This is a genomic window from Kitasatospora sp. MBT63, from assembly GCF_000710465.2.
Taxonomy (GTDB): Bacteria; Actinomycetota; Actinomycetes; order Streptomycetales; family Streptomycetaceae; genus Kitasatospora.
Window position 1 is genome coordinate 1 of sequence record NZ_JAIZ01000067.1, and the last position, 19,927, is coordinate 19,927.

Genomic DNA, 19,927 nt, shown 5'->3' on the forward strand with positions numbered 1-19,927 from the left:
GGCCGCCTCGGCGGCGGCCTGCGCGGCGGCGGCCCGGGCTGAGACCACCGCCAGGACGGTGGCCAGCTCCTCGGGGGTCGGCTGCCCGTGCAGCACTTGGATCGGGGGCATGGATCCATCCTCTCCCTTCGGGGCCTACAGCGGAATGTTGCCGTGCTTCTTGGGCGGCAGGGTCTCGCGCTTGCCGCGCAGCGCCCGCAGGCCGCGGACGATGTGCCGGCGGGTCTCGCTGGGCGCGATCACCGCGTCCACGTAGCCGCGCTCGGCGGCCAGGTACGGGTTGAGCAGGGTGTCCTCGTACGAGGCCAGCAGCTCGGCCCGCTTGGCCTCGGCGTCCTCGGCGGCGGCGATCTCGCGCCGGTGCAGGATGTTGACCGCGCCCTGGGCGCCCATCACCGCGATCTGCGCGGTCGGCCAGGCCAGGTTGAGGTCGGCGCCCAGGTGCTTGGAGCCCATCACGTCGTAGGCGCCGCCGAAGGCCTTGCGGGTGATCACGGTGATCAGCGGCACGGTGGCCTCGGCGTAGGCGTAGATCAGCTTGGCGCCGCGGCGGATGATGCCGTCCCACTCCTGGCCGGTGCCGGGCAGGAAGCCGGGCACGTCGACGAAGGTCAGCACCGGGATGTTGAAGGCGTCACAGGTGCGCACGAAGCGGGCGGCCTTCTCGCTGGCCGCGATGTCCAGGCAGCCGGCCAGGTTCATCGGCTGGTTGCCGACGATGCCGACCGGGTGGCCCTCGACCCGGCCGAAGCCGGTCAGGATGTTGCCCGCGTACAGCCCCTGGACCTCCAGGAACTCGCCGTCGTCGAGGATGTGCTCGATCACGGTGTGCATGTCGTACGGCTGGTTGGCCGAGTCCGGAACCAGGGTGTCGAGCGCCAGGTCCTCGTCGGTGAGCGAGAGGTCGGCCTGCTCGGGGACGACCGGCGGGTCGGAGAGGTTGTTGGAGGGCAGGTACGACAGCAGGTTCTTGACGTACTCGATCGCCTCCTTCTCGTCCGCGGCCAGGTAGTGGGCGTTGCCGGACTTGGTGTTGTGGGTGCGGGCGCCGCCCAGCTCCTCCATGCCGACGTCCTCGCCGGTGACCGTCTTGATCACGTCGGGGCCGGTGATGAACATGTGCGAGGTCTGGTCGGCCATCACCACGAAGTCGGTGACGGCGGGGGAGTAGACCGCGCCGCCCGCGCAGGGGCCCATGATCAGCGAGATCTGCGGGATCACCCCGGAGGCGTGCACGTTGCGGCGGAAGATCTCGCCGTACAGGCCGAGCGAGACCACGCCCTCCTGGATCCGGGCGCCGCCGGAGTCGTTGATGCCGATCATCGGGCAGCCGGTCTTCAGCGCGAAGTCCATCACCTTGACGATCTTCTCGCCGAACACCTCGCCGAGCGAACCGCCGAAGACCGTGAAGTCCTGGGCGAACACGGCCACCTGGCGGCCGTCGACGGTGCCGTAACCGGTCACCACGCCGTCGCCGTACGGGCGGGTCTTCTCCTGCCCGAAATTGGTCGAGCGGTGCCGGGCGAACTCGTCGAACTCCACGAAGGAGTCCTCGTCGAGCAGCTCGGTCACCCGCTCACGGGCCGTCAGCTTGCCCTTGGCGTGCTGCTTCTCGACGGCGGCGGCGGAACCTGAGTGCACCGCCTCGTCGAGCCGGCGCCGCAGGTCGGCCAGCTTTCCGGCGGTGGTGTGCGGGTCGTACGGGGCCTCGGTCATCCGGTGGCTCTCCCTGGTCCATGGGCCGCGGCCTGACGCAGGGGTGGGATTCCGGGCAGGGCGGCGCTGCGAACTACCGCCTAGTAGCGTAGCCAGCGCCGGGCCGTTCCGGTTATGGCAGGCGACACAGTGTGTCCGGGCGCGTTCTGCGCGATGATGGGGCGGCTTACGGCCGGTGCCGGGAGGCCCGGGGCCGTCACGGTGAAGCCGCTCGCGTCGCGGCCGGCCGGCTGACGCTCCGTCGGTACGCTGGCTCGGTGACCGAGCCCACCGAGCCCACCCCTCCCCGCCGCAGCGGTCTGCGTGGCTTCGGCCACGACGGCCCCTCCCCCTGGACCGACCTCGACCGGCCGCCGCTGGACGCCACCGTGCTGCGCCGGGACCTGGTCCTGCCGGGCGCGCTGTGGACCGCCCTGGACGTCGTCGCCGACACCGGGTCGACCAACACCGACCTGGCCGCCCGGGCCAAGGAGGGTGCACCCGAGGGGGCCGTCCTGCTCGCCGAGGAGCAGACCGCCGGCCGCGGCCGCCTGGACCGCCGGTGGAGCGCCCCGGCCCGCTCCGGCCTCTTCCTGTCGCTGCTGCTGCGCCCCGCCGGCGTCCCCGTCGAGCGCTACGGCTGGCTGCCGATCCTGACCGGGGTGGCCGCCGCCTCGGTGCTGGAGCGGGTCGCCGAGGTCGAGACCGGCCTGAAGTGGCCCAACGACCTGCTGGTGACCGTGGACGGCGCCGAGCGCAAGGTCGGCGGCATCCTCACCGAGCTCGCCGACGGCGCCGTGGTGGTCGGCCTCGGGATCAACGTCTCGCTGCGCGCCGACGAACTGCCGGTGCCCGCCGCGACCTCGCTGGCGCTGGCCGGCGCCGCCGTCACCGACCGGCAGACCCTGCTGCGCGCCCTGCTGCGCGAGTTCGCCGACCTGTACGGGGAGTGGACCCGGGCGGCCGGTGACCCGCACGCCAGCGGCCTGCTGCCCGCCTACACCGCCCGCTGCACCAGCCTGGGCCGCCCGGTCCGGGTCCAGCTGCCGGGCGGGCGCGAACTGCACGGCGAGGCGGTCGCGGTGGACGCCGACGGCCGCCTGGTGGTCCGCACCGCCGGCGGCGAACGCCACCCGGTGGCGGCCGGCGACGTGGTGCACGTCCGCCCGGAACCGTCCTGACCGGCGCTCCCGCCGTCCGGCGCGGGCCCGGTCCGGGCCCGCGCCGGGGCACCCCCGCACAGCTCAGGAGACATGTCCTGCATTTCCGTGCGAACATTCCACCTGGCAGCGGTGTGAGGCGCGCCACTACCCGCGCGGGGGTCGTGCGCCACGGGACAGGCAGGACATGAGGCAAGTGCGGCGACCGCACGGGGACGGATCGGTGGCAGACGAGAGCGGCGGCGACGGGCGGGACGACGACGACCAGACGGTCGCACTCGACCTGGAGCGGCTGATCCTGGACGCGCCCCGCCGGTACACCCCGTACCAGGCGGCCCGCGCCGCCGACGTGCCGATGGAGCTGGCCACCCGCTTCTGGCGGGCGATGGGCTTCCCCGACATCGGGCAGTCCCGGGCGCTCACCGACAACGACGTGATCGCGCTGCGCCGGCTGGCCGGCCTGGTCGAGTCCGGGCTGCTGAGCGAGCCGATGGCGATCCAGGTGGCCCGCTCCACCGGCCAGACCACGGCCCGGCTGGCCGGCTGGCAGATGGACACCTTCCTGGAGAACCTCACCCAGGCCGTCGAACCCGGGATGACCCGCGCCGACGTCGCCTACCCGCTGGTCGAACTGCTGCTCCCGGAGCTGGAGCAGTTCCTGGTGTACGTCTGGCGCCGGCAGCTGGCCGCCGTCACCGGCCGGGTGGTGCAGGCCGCCGAGGACACCGAGATCACCAGCGGCCGGCTGGCCGTGGGCTTCGCCGACCTGGTCGGCTTCACCCGGCTGTCGCGCCGGCTGGAGGAGGAGGAGCTCGGCGAGCTGGTCGAGACCTTCGAGAACACCTGCTCGGACCTGATCGCCGGTCAGGGCGGACGCGTCATCAAGACCCTCGGAGACGAGATCCTGTACGTCTCCGAGGACCCGGCCACCGCCGCCGAGATCGCGCTCGGCCTGGTCGAGACGCTGGCCAAGGAGGACACCATGCCCGCGCTGCGGGTCGGGATGGCCTTCGGCACCGTCACCTCCCGGATGGGCGACGTCTTCGGCACCACCGTCAACCTGGCCAGCCGGCTCACCTCGATCGCCCCCCGCGACGCGGTGCTGGTCGACGGCGAGCTGGCGGCCGCGCTGGAACTGACCGGTGCGGCGTCCGCCCCGCCGTCCTCCGACGACGGCCCCGCGCAGGCGCCGGCCGGTGAGCACCGCTTCCACCTGCAGCCGATGTGGCGGCGCCCGGTCCGCGGGCTCGGCCTGGTCGAGCCGTGGGTGCTGTCCCGGCCCGGCCGGCTCGGCTGACCCGCGCCGCACCCCGCCGGTACGCCGCCTTGCCCGCCGTACTCGCCGTACCCGCGTCGACCTTGACAAATCGGGCATAGCGCCCCTCGGCCGCCATAGTCTTGGTCCAGGATCCCGGCCCGGGTGTGGCCGGACGGGTCCGCGGCGAGGGATGAGGCGATCCGTGAGTGGTGAGGCGACGATGACCGATGGCTGCGGCGCCGCGGCCCCCACCGACCTCCGGTTGCAGGCGGTGGTGGCACTGGCGCAGGACATGGCTGGCGCGCTGACCCCGCTGGAGGCCGTCCGGGCCGCCGCCGTCCGGGCCACCGACGCACTGTCCGCCACGATGGCCGCCGTCTCGGTCTGGGACCGCGAGTCGGGCCGGCTGCGGGTGCTGGTCAACCACGGCGAGCTGGCCGCCGGCGAGGAGGAACTGCCCGCGGACGAGTCGTACCCGGTCGCCGACTTCCCGGAGATCGTCAGCTACCTGGAGGAGCACTGGACCACCGGGCGGTTGCCGCGCGCCTGGGTGCAGACCTCCGAGGACGAGGCCCCGGACACCGCGTACGCGAGCGCCGGGGTCGGCGCGTTCTGCCAGCAGCGCGCCGCCGGACTGCGCCGCCGGGGCCGGGCCTGCTGCCTGGTCGCGCCGATCGTGCTGCACGGCCGGGCCTGGGGGGAGCTGTACCTGGCCCGGACGGTCGGACTGCCGGTGTTCACCGAGGCCGACACCGACTACGCCACCCTGCTGGCGGCCCAGATCTCGGCCGGGCTGGCGCAGACCGAGCGGGTCGCGGACCTGCGCCGGCTCGCCTTCACCGACGCCCTCACCGGCCTCGCCAACCGCCGCGCGGTGGACGCCCGGCTGGAGAGCGCGCTGAAGGCGCACAACCGGGACAACACCGTGGTCAGCCTGGTGGTCTGCGACGTCAACGGCCTCAAGCGGGTCAACGACGAGCTCGGCCACGAGATGGGCGACCGGCTGCTGGAACGGTTCGCCCAGCAGCTGTCGATGTCCGCCGCCCGGCTGCCGGGCAGCCTGGCGGCCCGGCTCGGCGGCGACGAGTTCTGCCTGCTCGCCGAGGGGCAGAAGGCCGACGACGTGGTGGCCGTCGCCGAGGATCTGTGCACCAGGGCGCTGGAGCTGACCGAGGGTGAGGGGGTGGCCTGCGGGGTCGCCTCCACCGGCGACTCGATCGGCCCGGTGACCACCCCCGACCGGCTGTTCCGGCTCGCCGACGCCGCCCAGTACCGCGCCAAGGCCGCCCGCGCCGCCCACCCGGTGGTGGCCGGCCGCAGCCACGGTCCCGGTCTCGCCCCCGACCCCACCGTGCTGCTGGCCGACGCCGCCGACCCCCACCACCGCGCGGACGGCCGGCGCACCGGCCCGTCCGCCCGGTTCGGCAACCACGACCGCCGCCGCTTCCGCGGCGCCGCGCACAGCGCCGACCCCGGCCAGCTGCTCGCCGCCGTGCTCGCCGCTCTCGACCAGGGCGGCAACCGCCGTACCAGTCACCCCGCCGACACCCTGGCCCGGCTGACCACCGTCGCCGAGACCGCCGCCCGGCTGCTGAACGCGGTCGGCTGGTGGATCTCGTACGTGCCGCCCGGCTCCCAGCTGATGCGCACCGCGCAGCACGCCGTCTACCGGATGACCAGCGGCCCGAGCGGCAACAAGGCGCAGACCCAGCGGGCCCAGATCGAGGCCCCGGACGCCGTCTTCGACCTCGGGCACTACCCGACCACCCGGCAGGCGGTGCGCGGCGGCTCGTTCGCGCTGCGGGTCGGCGCGGCGGGCAACGACCCGGCCGAGGAGGCGGTGCTGGTGGTCAGCGGCTACCGGGGGATGGTCGCGGCCGGCGGCGCCAACCCGGCGGGGGGCTGGCTGGTCGAGCTGTTCGCGGACGACTCCACCCTGCCGCTCGGCCAGATCGCCTCGGCGCTGCGCGCCCTGGTCGCGGTCGCCCTCTCCGGCCCCGCCTCCCCGCCCCCGGCCTGACCGGCCCGGCGTCCGGCCGTCCTGCCGTCCCGCCTCGGGCCGCCGCCAGATAGTAGCCATGTACTTAATAGCCATCTACTGTATCTCTCATGAGTGAGACACTCGAGGGTCCGACCCCCGGCTTCCTGGTCTGGCGGCTGTCGACGAAGTGGCGGGTGGCGGTCGACCGGACCGTCGCCCCGCTGGGGCTGACGCACGCGCAGTACTCGCTGCTGTCCTCGCTGTACGGCATGGAGCGCTCCGGCGAGCGCCCCAGCCAGCGCCGGCTGGCCGACCACACCGGGCTCGAACCGCTGTACGTCTCCAAGCTGGCCCGCGCCCTGGAGTCCTCGGGGCTGATCGAGCGCGCCGCGGATCCGGACGACAGCCGCGCCGTGCGGCTGTCGCTGACCGGGCCCGGCCGGGAGGCGGCCGCTCGGGCGATCACCGAGGTCCACCGGCTGCTGGACCGGCTGCTGGCACCGCTCGGCGGCCGCGACAGCGCCCGCACCGCGGCGCTGGTCGGCGAGCTGACCACGCTGCTCGACGCACCACTCGACGCACCACCCGATCCACCGATCGAGGAGTAACCATGTCCGTGCCCACCCTGAACGGCCAGGTCATCGGCCGTGCGCACTACGCCACCCGCGCCCTGCTGGAGCGCCTGCTGGCCCCCAGCGGCACCACCTTCCAGCAGTCGCTGGCCCTGAACGCCGTGGCCGACGAAGGCGGCACCGCCGACCGCGAGCAGGTGCTGGCGCGGCTGACCGCCGGCCTGAAGACCGACCGGGCGGCGGCGCTGTCCGTCCTCGCCGAGCTCACCGACGCCGGTCTGCTGGCGCCTTCCCCCGACGCGGCCGACGGCGTCGCACTCACCCCGGCGGGCCGCGGGCGCCAGGCCGGCATCCGCGCCGACGTCGCCGATCTCACCGCCCGGCTGTACGGCGGCCTGCCGCCCGAGGACCTGGCCGCCGCGGCCCGGGTCCTGACCGCCCTGACCGCCCGCGCCGACGCCGAACTGGCGGGGTGACAGCACGCTGTTACAGCGTCACGGCCAGCGTCACAGCTGGGGTACGGCCGGGCCCTGACCCCTGTCGCGGCCCGGGCCGGGCGTGCCACAGTGGGCCGTCGCAGGCCACCGGGGCGGGCGGGAAATGAGGTTCGGGCTGATGAGGACACGTCTGGCAGGGGCGCTGCTCGCCCTGGCCCTCGCCGTCGGCGGCAGCGCGCTGACCGCCGGCGCGGCGCAGGCCGCGCCCCGTACCGCGGCGGTCTCGGCCGCCCAGCAGGCACCGGCGGCGGCCGGCGCGCAGTCGCCGTCGTCGTCGCAGGACCGGGCGTCCGGCCAGGCCGGAGCGCAGGCGCAGGCGCAGACCGAGCTGGCCGGCTCGAAGACCAAGAGCAAGAGCAAGAAGAAGAAGAGCAAGGGCGGCCTGATCGGCCTGCTGGTCGCGGTGGCCTTCGTGATCCTGGTGGTCTGCGTGGTGGTCTGGCTGATCCGCCGCCGGATCCGCCGCTCCTGAACCGGCCCCGCGCGGTCGCGCCCCCGCGGTCCGGACCCGGGTGATCCGGCCTAGCCGATCCGGTCCGCGCGGGTGTAGACGTTGCCGCCCTGTCCGCGCAGGAAGCCGACCAGGGTCAGGCCGAGTTCCTCGGCCAGGTCCACCGCCAGCGAGGACGGTGCCGAGACGGCGGCCAGCAGCGGGATCCCCGCCAGCGCCGCCTTCTGGGTCAGTTCGAACGAGGCCCGGCCGCTGACCAGCAGCAGATGCCCGGTCAGCGGCAGCCTCCCCTCGCGCAGCGCCCAGCCGATCACCTTGTCGACCGCGTTGTGCCGGCCGACGTCCTCCCGCGCGCACAGCAGCCCGCCCTCGGCGTCGAACAGCCCGGCGGCGTGCAGGCCGCCGGTCGACTCGAAGGTCCGCTGGGCCGCGCGCAGCCGGTCCGGCAGCTCGTACAGCAGCTGCGCGGGCACCGTCAGCGGGTCCTTCTCCACCGGCCAGTGGCTGTGGGTGCGGACCGCCTCCACGGTGTCCCGGCCGCACAGGCCGCAGGCGCTGGTGGTGAGCAGGTTGCGGTGCGCGGACAGTGGCAGCCGGCCCGCGCCGCGCAGCGTCGCGTCGACCACGTTGTAGGTGTTGGCGCCGTCCGCGTCCGTCCCGGCGCAGTAGCGCAGTGCCGCCAGCTGCTCGCCGCCGTGCACCAGGCCCTCGCCGACCAGGAAGCCCGCGACCAGGTCGAAGTCGTGGCCGGGGGTGCGCATGGTCACCGTGAGCGGCTCGCCGCCCAGCCGGATCTCCAGCGGCTCCTCCGCCGCCAGCGCGTCCGGCCGCGCGGATCTCTCCGAGCCGCGCAGCCGTACCACCCGCCGCCGTACCGTCGCCCGCGCCATCGATCCTGCCTCCGCTCGCTGCCTCGCCCCAGCTTGCGGCACGCCGGGCCCGCACGGAAATCCTCCGCGGGCCGCCGCCCGGCGGTGGGGCCGGGAGCGCGGCGGTGACGCGGGTCACCCCGGTCGGCGAACCGGCTGCGCGTCAGCGGTTGTCATATCCTCATTCACCTGATGTCATTGTGCATATGGATATGCACAGTGCTGTGGCCGTCGATGCCCCCGTGATCCAGGTCGGCAAGGCCGACGTCAGCGCCGAGGACGTGCTCGCCGTCGCGCGCGGCAACGCCCGGGTCGAGATCGGCCCGGACGCGCAGGCCGAGATGGCCGCCGCCCGCGCCACGATCGAGGCCCTCGCCGCCGAACCGCGCCCGGTCTACGGCGTCTCGACCGGTTTCGGCGCGCTCGCCGTCCGCCACATCAGCCCCGAGCTGCGCGCCCAGCTGCAGCGCTCGCTGGTCCGCTCGCACGCCGCCGGCATGGGCCCGGCCGTCGAGCGCGAGGTGGTCCGCGCGCTGATGTTCCTGCGGATGAAGACCCTCGCCTCCGGCCGTACCGGGGTGCGCCCGCTGGTCGCGGAGACGATGGCCGCCATCCTGAACGCCGGCATCACCCCCGTGGTCCGCGAGTTCGGCTCGCTGGGCTGCTCCGGCGACCTCGCGCCGCTCTCGCACTGCGCGCTGGTGCTGATGGGCGAGGGCGTCGCGTACGGCCCCGACGGCGTCGAGCGCCCGGCCGGCGAGCTGCTCGCCGAGGCCGGCATCGAGCCGGTCGAGCTGCTGGAGAAGGAGGGCCTGGCCCTCATCAACGGCACCGACGGCATGCTCGGCATGCTGGTGATGGCGATCGCCGACCTCTCCCGGCTGTTCACCACCGCCGACATCACCGCCGCGATGAGCCTGGAGGCGCTGCTCGGCACCGACAAGGTGCTCGCCCCCGAGCTGCACTCCTCCATCCGCCCGCACCCGGGCCAGGCGCTCAGCGCCGCCAACATGCTCGCCGTGCTCAGCGGCTCCGGCCTGACCGGCCACCACCAGGACGACGCCCCGCGGGTCCAGGACGCCTACTCGATCCGCTGCGCCCCGCAGGTGGCCGGCGCCGGCCGGGACACCCTCGCGCACGCCGCGCTGGTCGCCTCCCGCGAGCTGGCGGCCTCGGTCGACAACCCGGTGGTGCTGCCCGACGGCCGGGTCGAGTCCAACGGCAACTTCCACGGCGCCCCGGTCGCGTACGTGCTGGACTTCCTCGCCATCGCCACCGCCGACCTGGCCTCGATCTCCGAGCGCCGCACCGACCGGCTGCTCGACAAGGCCCGCTCGCACGGCCTGCCCGCGTTCCTCGCCGACGACCCGGGCGTGGACTCCGGTCTGATGATCGCCCAGTACACCCAGGCCGCCCTGGTCAGCGAGAACAAGCGGCTCGCCGTCCCGGCCTCGGTGGACTCGATCCCGTCCTCCGCCATGCAGGAGGACCACGTCTCGATGGGCTGGTCGGCCGCGCGCAAGCTGCGCCTTGCGGTGGAGAACCTCGCCCGGGTGCTCGCCGTCGAGCTGCTCGCCTCGGCCCGCGCCCTGGAGATCCGCGCGGACGGCGGCAGCGGCCCGATCGCGCCCGCCACCGCCGCGGCCATCGCCGCGGCCCGCGAGGCCGGCGTGCAGGGTCCCGGCCGGGACCGCTTCCTGTCGCCGGACCTGGAGGCCGCGCACGCCCTGGTCGCCTCCGGCGGCCTGGTCGAGGCGGTCGAGCGGGTCACCGGTCCGCTGGCCTGACCTGCCGCCGGTGCCCGGGGCGGGCGGCCGTCAGGCCCACTCGCTCCGGGTGCCGCGGGACAGCTCGCGCTCCCGGCGGCGGTCCCCGAGGGCGGCGGAGAGGTTGACCCCGACGATCCCGGCCCAGCAGACGATCAGACCGGTGACCCCGGCGTTCTCGGTGGCGATGGCGGTCAGCGGGATGCCCAGCACCAGCGAGGCGCCGCCCAGCGTGAACCGGCCGCCGCGCCCGCGGTCCCGGCCCCGGGCCGGGGCCCGGGCGTCGAGCTGCTCGGCGGCCCGCTGCTCGACCCGGGCGTCGAGGCGGGCGTCGAGCCGGGCGAGGAAGGAGTCGACGATCTCCGACTCGTACTCCTTGCCCAGTTCCTTGCGGGTCTGCACGGCGGCGTCGAGGTCGCGGCGCAGGTCGTCCTGGCGAGAGTCCATGAGGGCCATGGTGACGGCCCGGACGGGCGGTCAGCCACCGCGGTACCGGGAATTCGGGGATCTTCAGGGAGAAATCAGGGTCACCCCCGAGAATCGGCCCGTCCCGGATCCCGAAACACCATTGCCCACCTGGCGGGACTGCGCCACAGTCGTCCCAGCCGCCGCAGCCAGCGGCGTCAGCCGAACCCGAGCTCGGAGGTACCGCAGATGACCGCCCCGGAGGAGAACGGCGCCGTGGGCCCGTCCGCCCGCCTGCTGCAGCTCTTCGAGGGCCACCGGCTGACGCCGACGCAGCGCCGGATCGCCCACTCGCTGGTCCGGCACGCCACCGAGGCGCCGTTCCTGTCCAGCGTCGAGGTCGCCGAGCTGGCCGGAGTCAGCCAGCCCTCCGTCACCCGGTTCGCGGTCGCCCTCGGCTACGACGGCTACCCGGCGCTGCGCAAGCAGCTGCGCGAACTCGGCGGCGGCGAGCCGGCCGCCCCCGAGACCCCCGCCGACGCGGTGCGCAACGAACACCAGCAGGCCGTCCTGGCCGAGATCGAGCACCTGCGGCACCTGGCCGCACTGCTCGCCGACCCCGAGCCGATCGTCCGGGCCGCCCGGCTGCTCGCCGCCTCCCGGCCGCTGCCGGTGCTCGGCCTGCGGGCGGCCTCCGCCCAGGCCCGCGGCTTCGCGTACTTCGCCGCCAAGGTCCACCCCGACGTCCGGCTGCTGGACGAGGGCGGCTCGATGCTCGCCGACCGGATCGAACAGGCCGCCTTCGCCGGGGCCTCGGCGCTGCTCTGCTTCGCGCTGCCGCGCTACCCGCGGGAACTGATGGACGCCCTGGCGGTGGCCCGGGCCTGCGGGCTGACCGTGCTGACCGTCGCCGACAGCGCCTTCGCCCCGGTCGCCAAGCTCTCCGACCTGATGCTCCCGGCCGCGGTCGGCACCGGCCTGGTCTTCGACACCGCCTGTGCGCCGATGATGCTCGGCCGGGTGCTGCTGCAGACCATGTGCGACGAGATGCCCGGCGCGGAGGCCCGGCTGGAGGCGATCGAGCAGTCCGCCGCGGCCCGCGGCCTGTTCTTGGAGTAGCCGGGGCCTGGAGTGGCCGGGCCCCGAGCGGCCGGGGGCAGCCCCGAGGGCACAGCTTGGCCTCGGCCGGTTGCCCACCGGCCGTCAGCGGGCAGACCCTCCACAGGCCCTGGCGCCAGGGCCGGACGGGGGAGTCAGCCATGGGCCCGATCCACCAGATGAGACTGACCGGCCGACTCGCCTCGGGGGCCGACGAATGGTCCTGCCCGACCTGCGGCCGGCGGATCTCGCTGCGGCAGCCGCCCGAACCCGACCTGGTCGTCCTGGAGCCGGGCGACGAGAGCGCCGTCCACGTCGGGGTGATCGATCCGGACGCGGCGGCCGGAGCGGCGGAGAAGTACGGCATCGGCCCGATCCGCGAGATCCCGCGCGCCCCACGCCCGGCCGACCCGGCGGCGCCCCCGGCCCGCCCCGACCCGGTGGGTGCCGAGGACCGCCGCTGGCTTGCCGAGATCGGCATCGACTGGGACGGCGACGCCGCGGCCTGACCCCGGGACGCGCCCTCAGCCGCGTCCCGCGTACCGCGGAGGCCCGTCCGCCCCCAGCACGGGCAGCGGCACGGGCAGCGGCACCGCCATGCCGTAGCGCCCGTCGAGCACGCCCCTGTGCGCTGCTCGATGCCTGCGTCCGCCTCCCGGAGTCTGCCGGGCCGGGCGGATTGGTGGGCCGGGGCTCTGGCCGATGGCCGATTGATTGGATATATTCAGAGAACCAAATCATGAATGAATCCATCCGCAGGGAGGCCGGCAGCATGGTGCAGCAGCAGACGGGCAGTGGTCCGCGTGAGGTCCGCGCGGCGCGCGGGACGAACCTGACCACGCAGGGGTGGCAGCAGGAGGCCGCCCTGCGGATGCTCATGAACAACCTCGACCCCGAGGTCGCGGAGCACCCGTCCAAGCTGGTGGTCTACGGAGGCACCGGCAAGGCGGCCCGCGACTGGCGCTCGTACGACGCCATGGTCCGCACCCTGCAGACCCTCAAGCAGGACGAGACCATGCTGGTCCAGTCCGGCCGTCCGGTCGGTGTGATGCAGACCCACGAGTGGGCGCCGCGTGTCCTGATCGCCAACTCCAACCTGGTCGGCGACTGGGCCAACTGGGAGGAGTTCCGCCGGCTGGAGAGCCTCGGGCTCACCATGTACGGCCAGATGACCGCCGGTTCGTGGATCTACATCGGCACCCAGGGCATCCTCCAGGGCACCTACGAGACCTTCGGCGCCGTCGCGGCCAAGAAGTTCGACAACACCCTCGAGGGCACCATCACCCTGACCGCCGGTCTCGGCGGCATGGGCGGCGCCCAGCCGCTCGCCGTCACCATGAACGGCGGCGTGGCGATCTGCATCGACTGCGACCCGTCCCGGATCTCCCGCCGGATCGAGCACCGCTACCTGGACGTCGAGGCCAAGAACCTGGACCACGCGCTGCAGCTCGCCGTGGAGGCCCGTGACAAGAAGCAGCCGCTCTCGATCGGCCTGCTGGGCAACGCCGCCGAGCTGTTCCCGCAGCTGCTCGCGATGGACGCGCCGATCGACATCGTCACCGACCAGACCAGCGCCCACGACCCGCTGAGCTACCTGCCGATCGGCGTCGCCTTCGAGGACATGGCGGACTACGCGGCCGCCAAGCCGGCCGAGTTCACCCAGCGCTCGCGCGAGTCGATGGCCAAGCACGTCGAGGCGATGGTCGGCTTCCAGGACCGCGGCGCCGAGGTCTTCGACTACGGCAACTCGATCCGCGGCGAGGCCCAGCTCGCGGGCTACACCCGGGCGTTCGAGTTCCCCGGCTTCGTCCCGGCGTACATCCGGCCGCTGTTCTGCGAGGGCAAGGGCCCGTTCCGCTGGGCCGCGCTGTCCGGCGACGCGCAGGACATCTACAAGACCGACAAGGCCGTGCTCGACCTCTTCCCGGAGAACGAGTCGCTGCACCGCTGGATCAAGATGGCCCAGGAGAAGGTGCACTTCCAGGGCCTGCCGGCGCGGATCTGCTGGCTCGGCTACGGCGAGCGCGACAAGGCGGGCGAGCGCTTCAACGACATGGTCGCCTCCGGTGAGCTGTCCGCCCCGATCGTGATCGGCCGCGACCACCTGGACTGCGGCTCGGTCGCCTCCCCGTACCGCGAGACCGAGGCCATGCTGGACGGCTCGGACGCGATCGCCGACTGGCCGCTGCTGAACGCCATGGTCAACGTCGCCTCCGGCGCGTCCTGGGTCTCCATCCACCACGGCGGCGGCGTCGGCATCGGCCGCTCGATCCACGCCGGCCAGGTCACCGTCGCCGACGGCACCGCGCTGGCGGGCGAGAAGATCCGCCGGGTGCTCACCAACGACCCGGGCATGGGCGTCATCCGGCACGTCGACGCCGGCTACGACCTGGCGAGCGAGGTCGCGGCCGAGCGCGGGGTCCGCGTCCCCATGAACGAGCTGTGACCGACACCTTCGGCCGGATGTGGGCGGAGCTGCTCCCCGTGGGCCGCTCCGCCTCCTCCGGCGGCTACCGCCGCTTCGCCTGGAACTCCGCCGACGCCGAGTGCCGGTCCTGGTTCGAGGAGCAGGCCCGCGCCCGCGGCCTGGCGTACGAGCTGGACCGCAACGGCAACCAGTGGGCCTGGCTCGGCGACCCGCAGGCCGGCGGTGCGGTCGTCACCGGCTCGCACCTGGACTCCGTCCCGGACGGCGGCGCCTACGACGGCCCGCTCGGGGTGGTCTCCGCCTTCGCCGCGCTCGACGAACTGCGCGAGCGCGGCGCCGAGTTCGACCGTCCGCTGGCGATCGTCAACTTCGGCGACGAGGAGGGCGCCCGGTTCGGCGTGGCCTGCATCGGCTCCCGCCTCACCGCCGGCGTGCTCTCCAAGGAGCAGGCGTACGCGCTGCGCGACGCCGACGGCGTCCGGCTGCCCGACGCCATGGAGCGGGCCGGCTACGACCCGGCCGCGATCGGTGCCGACCAGGAGCGGCTGGCCAGGGTCGGCGCCTACGTCGAACTCCACGTCGAGCAGGGCCGCTACCTGACCGAGGAGCACCCGGTCGGGGTGGCCAGCGCGATCTGGCCGCACGGCCGCTGGCGGTTCGACTTCCACGGCGAGGCCAACCACGCCGGCACCACCCGGATCGAGGACCGCCGCGACCCGATGCTGACCTTCGCCGAGACGGTCCTGGCCGCCCGCACCCGCGCCCAGCTGGCCGGTGCGCTGGCCACCTTCGGCAAGGTCGCGGTCGAGCCGAACGGCACCAACGCCATCGCCTCGCTGATCCGCGGCTGGCTGGACTCCCGGGCCGCGGACGAGCCGACCCTGACCGCCCTGGTCGAGGAGATCCGGCAGGCCGCGTACGAGAGCGGCGAGCGGACCGGCATCAAGGTCGAGCTGACCCGCGAGTCCTACACCCCGGTGGTGGACTTCGACGGTCCGCTGCGCGACCGGCTGGCCGGGCGCCTCGGCGGGGTGCCGGTGCTGCCGACCGGCGCGGGACACGACGCCGGAATCCTCGCATCGGCGATCCCGACCGCCATGCTGTTCGTGCGGAACCCGAGCGGGGTCTCGCACTCGCCGGCCGAGCACGCCGAGGAGCGCGACTGCCTCGCCGGGGTGGCCGCCCTCGCCGACGTACTGGAGGACCTCGCATGTCTGCAGCGGTGACGTACTGGGCCGAGTACGCCTGGCTGCCGCACGCCAACGGACCGGTGGTCGAGCAGCAGGTGCTGATCGCGGTCGGCCCGGGCGGCCGGATCGCCAAGGTCACCCCGGACAGCGGGCCCTGCCCGCCCGGGGCGGTCCGGCTCGGCGGACTGGTGCTGCCCGGCCAGGCCAACGCCCACTCGCACGCCTTCCACCGCGCGCTGCGCGGCACCGTGCAGGTCGGCTCCGGCACCTTCTGGACCTGGCGGGACACCATGTACCGGTTCGCCGGTGCGCTCGACCCGGACAGCTACCTTGAGCTGGCCACCGCCGTGTACGCGGAGATGGCGCTCGCCGGGATCACCGCGGTGGGCGAGTTCCACTACCTCCACCACGGCCCCGGCGGCGGCCGCTACGACGACCCCAACGCGATGGGCGAGGCGCTGATCGAGGCCGCCCTGCGGGCCGGCATCCGGATCACCCTGCTGGACACCTGCTACGTCTCGGCCGGGTTCGGCGCCGAGCCGACCAAGCCGCAGCTGCGGTTCAGCGACGGTGACGCGGACGCCTGGGCGGAGCGCGCCTCGGAGCTCAAGGGCAGCGAGCACGCCCGGATCGGCGCTGCCGTCCACTCGGTGCGCGCCGTCCCGGCCGAGCAGCTGAGCACCGTCGCCCACTGGGCGGCGATGCGCAAGGCCCCGCTGCACGTCCACCTCTCCGAACAGACCGCCGAGAACGACGCCTGCCTGACCGCGCACGGCGTCACCCCGACCCGGCTGCTCGCCGACCACGGGGTGCTCGGCCCGCGGACCTCGGCCGTGCACGCGACCCACCTCAGCGACGAGGACATCCGGCTGCTCGCCGACTCCTCCACCACCATCTGCATGTGCCCCACCACCGAACGGGACCTGGCCGACGGCATCGGCCCGGCCCGCCGGCTGGCGAGCGCGGGCTGTCCGATCAGCCTCGGCAGCGACAGCCACGCGGTCATCGACCCGTTCGAGGAGGCCCGCGCGCTGGAGCTGGACGAGCGGCTGCGCACCCGCACCCGCGGCCACTGGACCGCCAACGCGCTGCTGCGCGCCGGTGCCGAGGACGGCCACGCCTCGCTCGGCTGGCCGGAGGCCGGCCGGATCGAGGCCGGCTCGCTCGCCGACCTCACCGCCGTCGCGCTGGACTCCGTCCGGACCGCCGGCCCGGCGCCCGCGCTGGGCGCCGAGACCGCGGTCTTCGCGGCCTCGGCCGCCGACGTCCGGCACGTCGTGGTCGGCGGCCGGCACATCGTCAAGGACGGCGTGCACCAGCTGGTCACCGACGTCCCGGCCGCCCTGCGCGCGTCGATCGCCGCGCTGCAGTCCTAGGCCTCGCCGGATCCGCGGGTCCTGTCGGACCCGGCCGCGGCCGGCCATAGAATCCGGGGTGCGGGCCCCACCAGGGCTGATCTGGTGGGGCCCGCGCCCCTACCCCTCGAAGGGAAGGGCCCCTTGAGCCTCCTCATCACCGACATCGGCACGCTGGTGACCAACGACCCCGCGCTCGGCAGCGGCCCGCTGGGTGTGGTCCCGGACGCGGCCGTGGTCGTGGAGGGCAGCCGGATCGCCTGGGTCGGCCCGGCCGCCGCCGCGCCCGCCGCGGACGAACGGTTCGACGCCAAGCACCGCGCGATGCTGCCCGGCTTCGTCGACTCGCACGCCCACCTGGTCTTCGCGGGCGACCGGACCGCCGAGTTCAACGCCCGGATGTCCGGCCAGGCCTACACCGCCGGCGGCATCCGCACCACGGTCGCCGCCACCCGGGCCGCCACCGACGCCGAGCTGGACGCCAACCTGGTCCGCTTCCTGCGCGAGGCCCTGCACCAGGGCACCACCACCGTCGAGTGCAAGTCCGGCTACGGGCTGACCGTCGCGGACGAGGCGCGGGCGCTGCGGATCGCCGCCTCGCACACCCCCGAGACCACCTACCTGGGCGCGCACGTGGTCGCCCCCGAGTTCGCCGACGACCCGGCCGGCTACGTCGACCTGGTCACCGGCGAGATGCTGGACGCCTGCGCCCCGCACGCCCGCTGGGTGGACGTCTTCTGCGAGCGCGGCGCCTTCGACGGCGACCAGGCCCGCGCGATCCTCACCGCGGGCGCCGAGCGCGGCCTGATCCCGCGGGTGCACGCCAACCAGCTCTCGTACGGCCCCGGCGTGCAGCTGGCGGTCGAGCTGGGCGCCGCCTCCGCCGACCACTGCACCCACCTGACCGACGAGGACGTGGCCGCGCTGGCCGGCTCCGCGACGGTCGCCACCCTGCTGCCGGGCGCCGAGTTCTCCACCCGCGCCGAGTACCCGAACGCCCGCCGGCTGCTGGACGCGGGCGCCACCGTCGCGCTGTCCACCGACTGCAACCCGGGCTCCAGCTTCACCAGCTCGATGGCGTTCTGCATCGCGGTCGCCGTCCGCGAGATGGGCATGACCCCGGACGAGGCGGTGCACGCCGCCACCGCCGGCGGCGCCCGCGCGCTGCGCCGCACCGACGTCGGCGTCATCACCCCGGGCGCCCGGGCCGACCTGCTGCTGCTGGAGGCACCCTCGCACGTCCACCTGGCCTACCGGCCGGGCGTGCCGCTCACCGCCGCGGTCTGGCGGGCGGGCGCGCGCGAGTTCTGACCGGCGCAGGACACCGCCGAAGGACTCCGCCGTACGACACCGCGTACGACGAAGGGCCGGTACCCGCCGAGGCGGGTACCGGCCCTTCGTCGTGAAGGAGGTGGCGTCAGTGGACGTCGCCCATGAGCTTGACGACCTTCTTGCGGTACATCGCCAGTCCGATGCCGGCGATGATCGCCAGCACGCCCTGGACCGCGAAGTACCAGGTGGAGCCGGTGGCGTCGCCCAGGACCAGCTGGAAGATCGCGGCCACGCAGTCGCCCGCGGTGACGGCGAGGAACCAGACACCCATCATCTGGCTGGCGTACTTGGCCGGGGCCAGCTTGGTGGTGACGGACAGGCCGACCGGGGAGAGCGTGAGCTCACCGACGGTCTGGACCAGGTAGACCATGGCCAGCCAGAGCGGCGTGACCTTGGTGCCGCCGGACGCCGCCGCCATCGCCAGCATCATCACCAGGAAGGACGCGCCGATCATCAGCAGGCCGATCGCGAACTTCATGGTGGTGCTGGGGTTCTTCCCACGGCGGGCGAGGGCCACCCACAGCCAGGCGAAGACCGGGGCCAGCGCCATGATGTAGAGCGGGTTGAGCGACTGGAACCAGCTGGACGGGAAGTCGAAGCCGAGCAGCGTGGAGGCGGTGTTGTCGTCCGCGAAGACGCTCAGCGTCGAGCCGGACTGGTCGTAGATCATCCAGAACACGGCGGCGGCGATGAAGAACCAGATGTAGCCGCTCATCTTGGACTGCTCGTCCGAGCTGAGGTCCTTGTCCCGCTTCACCTTGCCGAAGACGAAGACCGGGAGCGCGATGCCCGCGATCGACAGCGGCCAGATCACCCAGTCGATGGTGAAGCTGCCGGTCAGTGCCACGACGGCGTAGAACACCACGGCCAGCGCCAGCCACAGGCCGGCCTTGCGGAACACGTCGCGCTTCTCGGCGGCCGAGATCGGCGAGGACACCACGTCGCTGCGGGCGCTCAGGTGGCGGGTGCCGAGCAGGAACTGGCCGAGGCCCAGGGCCATGCCGACACCGGCGAGGGCGAAGCCGAGGTGCCAGTTGACGCTCTGGCCCACGGTGCCGATGACCAGCGGCGCGGCGAAGGCGCCGAGGTTGATGCCCATGTAGAAGATCGTGAAGCCACCGTCACGGCGCGGGTCGTTCGGCCCGTCGTAGAGGTGGCCGACCATCGTCGAGATGTTGGCCTTGAGCAGACCGGAACCGATGGCGATCAGGCCGAGGCCCGCGAAGAAGGACACGGTGGCCGGCACGGCCAGCATGAAGTGTCCGGCCATGATGATCGTGCCGCCGACGGCGACGGTCTTGCGGGCGCCGAGGAAGCGGTCGGCGATCCAGCCACCGGGCAGGGCCAGCAGGTAGACCATGGCGGTGTACACGCTGTAGACCGCGGCGGCGACGGCCACCTTCATGCCGAGGCCGCCGTCGGTGGTGGCGGCCGTCATGTAGAGGACGAGCAGGGCGCGCATGCCGTAGTAGCTGAAGCGCTCCCACATCTCGCTCATGAAGAGAGTGGCGAGGCCCCGGGGGTGCCCGAGGAAGGTCTTGCCGCTGGGAGGGGCCGACTGAGTGCCGGCATCCAGGGTGGTAGACGCCATGTGTAGGGGTTCCTTGCCTGACTTCGTCCGCCAAGGGGGGTGGAGGCGGACGGGGACCAAACCACTGTACGTGGCGGTTTTCCATGACATGGCCGGACAAACATCGCAAATCAGGTAACACGCAGGCAAAGTCCTGGCGACCTCGTGGCGCCCAATCGATGGCGCGAGCGGAAATTGTCCTTTGAAGTGAAGGTAGCACGTCCGATTCTTTGGCAAAGGCCCCCATTCGACCCCTCGGACGGCCGGATGGCGGCACCCGCCCGATGATCACGCTCTGTG

General features: G+C 73.7%; 17 protein-coding genes and 1 pseudogene. 13 read left to right on the top strand and 5 right to left on the bottom strand.

The genetic code is table 11. From position 1 onward, the window contains the following. Together AA75_RS45170 and AA75_RS04670 are read right to left on the bottom strand one after the other, a co-directional pair. A partial coding sequence (locus AA75_RS45170) for an acyl-CoA carboxylase epsilon subunit (RefSeq protein WP_304441483.1) occupies positions 1-111 on the bottom strand: 111 nt, incomplete at its 3' end. Between the two features lie 24 nt (positions 112-135). Continuing rightward, positions 136-1,716 (bottom strand): acyl-CoA carboxylase subunit beta, encoded by a 1,581-nt coding sequence (locus tag AA75_RS04670; RefSeq protein WP_033818454.1) that lies wholly within the window; start codon positions 1,714-1,716, stop codon positions 136-138. 299 nt (positions 1,717-2,015) lie between these two features. Here AA75_RS04670 and AA75_RS04675 point away from each other — a divergent pair, with 299 nt between their 5' ends. From AA75_RS04675 to AA75_RS49010, 6 genes and pseudogenes are all read left to right on the top strand, one after another. Beyond that, entirely contained in the window at positions 2,016-2,876 is an 861-nt protein-coding gene (locus AA75_RS04675) for a biotin--[acetyl-CoA-carboxylase] ligase (protein ID WP_033818476.1), read from the top strand. A 202-nt stretch (positions 2,877-3,078) separates the two neighbouring features. Next, complete coding sequence (locus tag AA75_RS04680; protein WP_033818477.1) at positions 3,079-4,152, top strand: adenylate/guanylate cyclase domain-containing protein; 1,074 nt, start codon at positions 3,079-3,081, stop codon at positions 4,150-4,152. Positions 4,153-4,333: 181 nt separating this feature from the next. Then, positions 4,334-5,431, top strand: a pseudogene (locus tag AA75_RS51635) (diguanylate cyclase); the annotation flags it as partial. Positions 5,432-6,222: 791 nt separating this feature from the next. Then, positions 6,223-6,702, top strand: a complete 480-nt coding sequence (locus AA75_RS04690) for a MarR family winged helix-turn-helix transcriptional regulator (RefSeq protein WP_033818456.1) — start codon at positions 6,223-6,225, stop codon at positions 6,700-6,702. Between the two features lie 2 nt (positions 6,703-6,704). Next, positions 6,705-7,142, top strand: coding sequence for a MarR family winged helix-turn-helix transcriptional regulator (locus AA75_RS04695; protein ID WP_033818457.1), 438 nt, complete (start codon positions 6,705-6,707; stop codon positions 7,140-7,142). A 139-nt stretch (positions 7,143-7,281) separates the two neighbouring features. Then, positions 7,282-7,635, top strand: coding sequence for a hypothetical protein (locus AA75_RS49010; protein ID WP_033818458.1), 354 nt, complete (start codon positions 7,282-7,284; stop codon positions 7,633-7,635). A gap of 50 nt (positions 7,636-7,685) precedes the next feature. Here AA75_RS49010 and fdhD read toward each other — a convergent pair whose 3' ends face one another. After that, on the bottom strand, positions 7,686-8,504 hold the full coding sequence (gene fdhD, locus AA75_RS04705; RefSeq protein WP_033818459.1) for a formate dehydrogenase accessory sulfurtransferase FdhD: 819 nt from the start codon (positions 8,502-8,504) through the stop codon (positions 7,686-7,688). 185 nt (positions 8,505-8,689) lie between these two features. On the opposite strand from fdhD, the gene hutH reads away from it, so the two are divergent. Next, on the top strand, positions 8,690-10,270 hold the full coding sequence (gene hutH / locus AA75_RS04710) for a histidine ammonia-lyase (RefSeq protein ID WP_051811854.1): 1,581 nt from the start codon (positions 8,690-8,692) through the stop codon (positions 10,268-10,270). Between the two features lie 30 nt (positions 10,271-10,300). On the opposite strand, the gene AA75_RS04715 is transcribed toward hutH, so the two are convergent. After that, on the bottom strand, positions 10,301-10,696 hold the full coding sequence (locus tag AA75_RS04715) for a hypothetical protein (protein WP_033818479.1): 396 nt from the start codon (positions 10,694-10,696) through the stop codon (positions 10,301-10,303). Positions 10,697-10,903: 207 nt separating this feature from the next. Between AA75_RS04715 and AA75_RS04720 the strand changes: the two genes are divergently transcribed. From AA75_RS04720 to hutI, 6 genes are all read left to right on the top strand, one after another. Next, positions 10,904-11,773, top strand: coding sequence for a MurR/RpiR family transcriptional regulator (locus tag AA75_RS04720; RefSeq protein ID WP_033818460.1), 870 nt, complete (start codon positions 10,904-10,906; stop codon positions 11,771-11,773). A gap of 140 nt (positions 11,774-11,913) precedes the next feature. Continuing rightward, entirely contained in the window at positions 11,914-12,261 is a 348-nt protein-coding gene (locus AA75_RS04725; RefSeq protein WP_033818461.1) for a hypothetical protein, read from the top strand. Positions 12,262-12,491: 230 nt separating this feature from the next. Continuing rightward, a complete protein-coding gene (hutU, locus tag AA75_RS04730; RefSeq protein WP_233288932.1) occupies positions 12,492-14,198 on the top strand; it encodes a urocanate hydratase in 1,707 nt (568 codons plus the stop codon). Between the two features lie 17 nt (positions 14,199-14,215). Then, positions 14,216-15,406, top strand: a complete 1,191-nt coding sequence (locus tag AA75_RS04735) for an allantoate amidohydrolase (protein WP_033818480.1) — start codon at positions 14,216-14,218, stop codon at positions 15,404-15,406. Further along, a complete protein-coding gene (locus tag AA75_RS04740) occupies positions 15,391-16,746 on the top strand; it encodes a formimidoylglutamate deiminase (RefSeq protein ID WP_033818463.1) in 1,356 nt (451 codons plus the stop codon). Before AA75_RS04735 ends, AA75_RS04740 begins: the two co-directional genes overlap by 16 nt. A 123-nt stretch (positions 16,747-16,869) precedes the next feature. Then, positions 16,870-18,036, top strand: coding sequence for an imidazolonepropionase (gene hutI / locus AA75_RS04745; RefSeq protein ID WP_033818464.1), 1,167 nt, complete (start codon positions 16,870-16,872; stop codon positions 18,034-18,036). Positions 18,037-18,142: 106 nt separating this feature from the next. Here hutI and AA75_RS04750 read toward each other — a convergent pair whose 3' ends face one another. Further along, positions 18,143-19,648 carry a peptide MFS transporter gene (locus AA75_RS04750; RefSeq protein WP_033818465.1) on the bottom strand — a complete coding sequence of 502 codons (1,506 nt, stop codon included), beginning with the start codon at positions 19,646-19,648 and terminating at the stop codon, positions 18,143-18,145. Between the last annotated feature and the right edge of the window lie 279 nt (positions 19,649-19,927).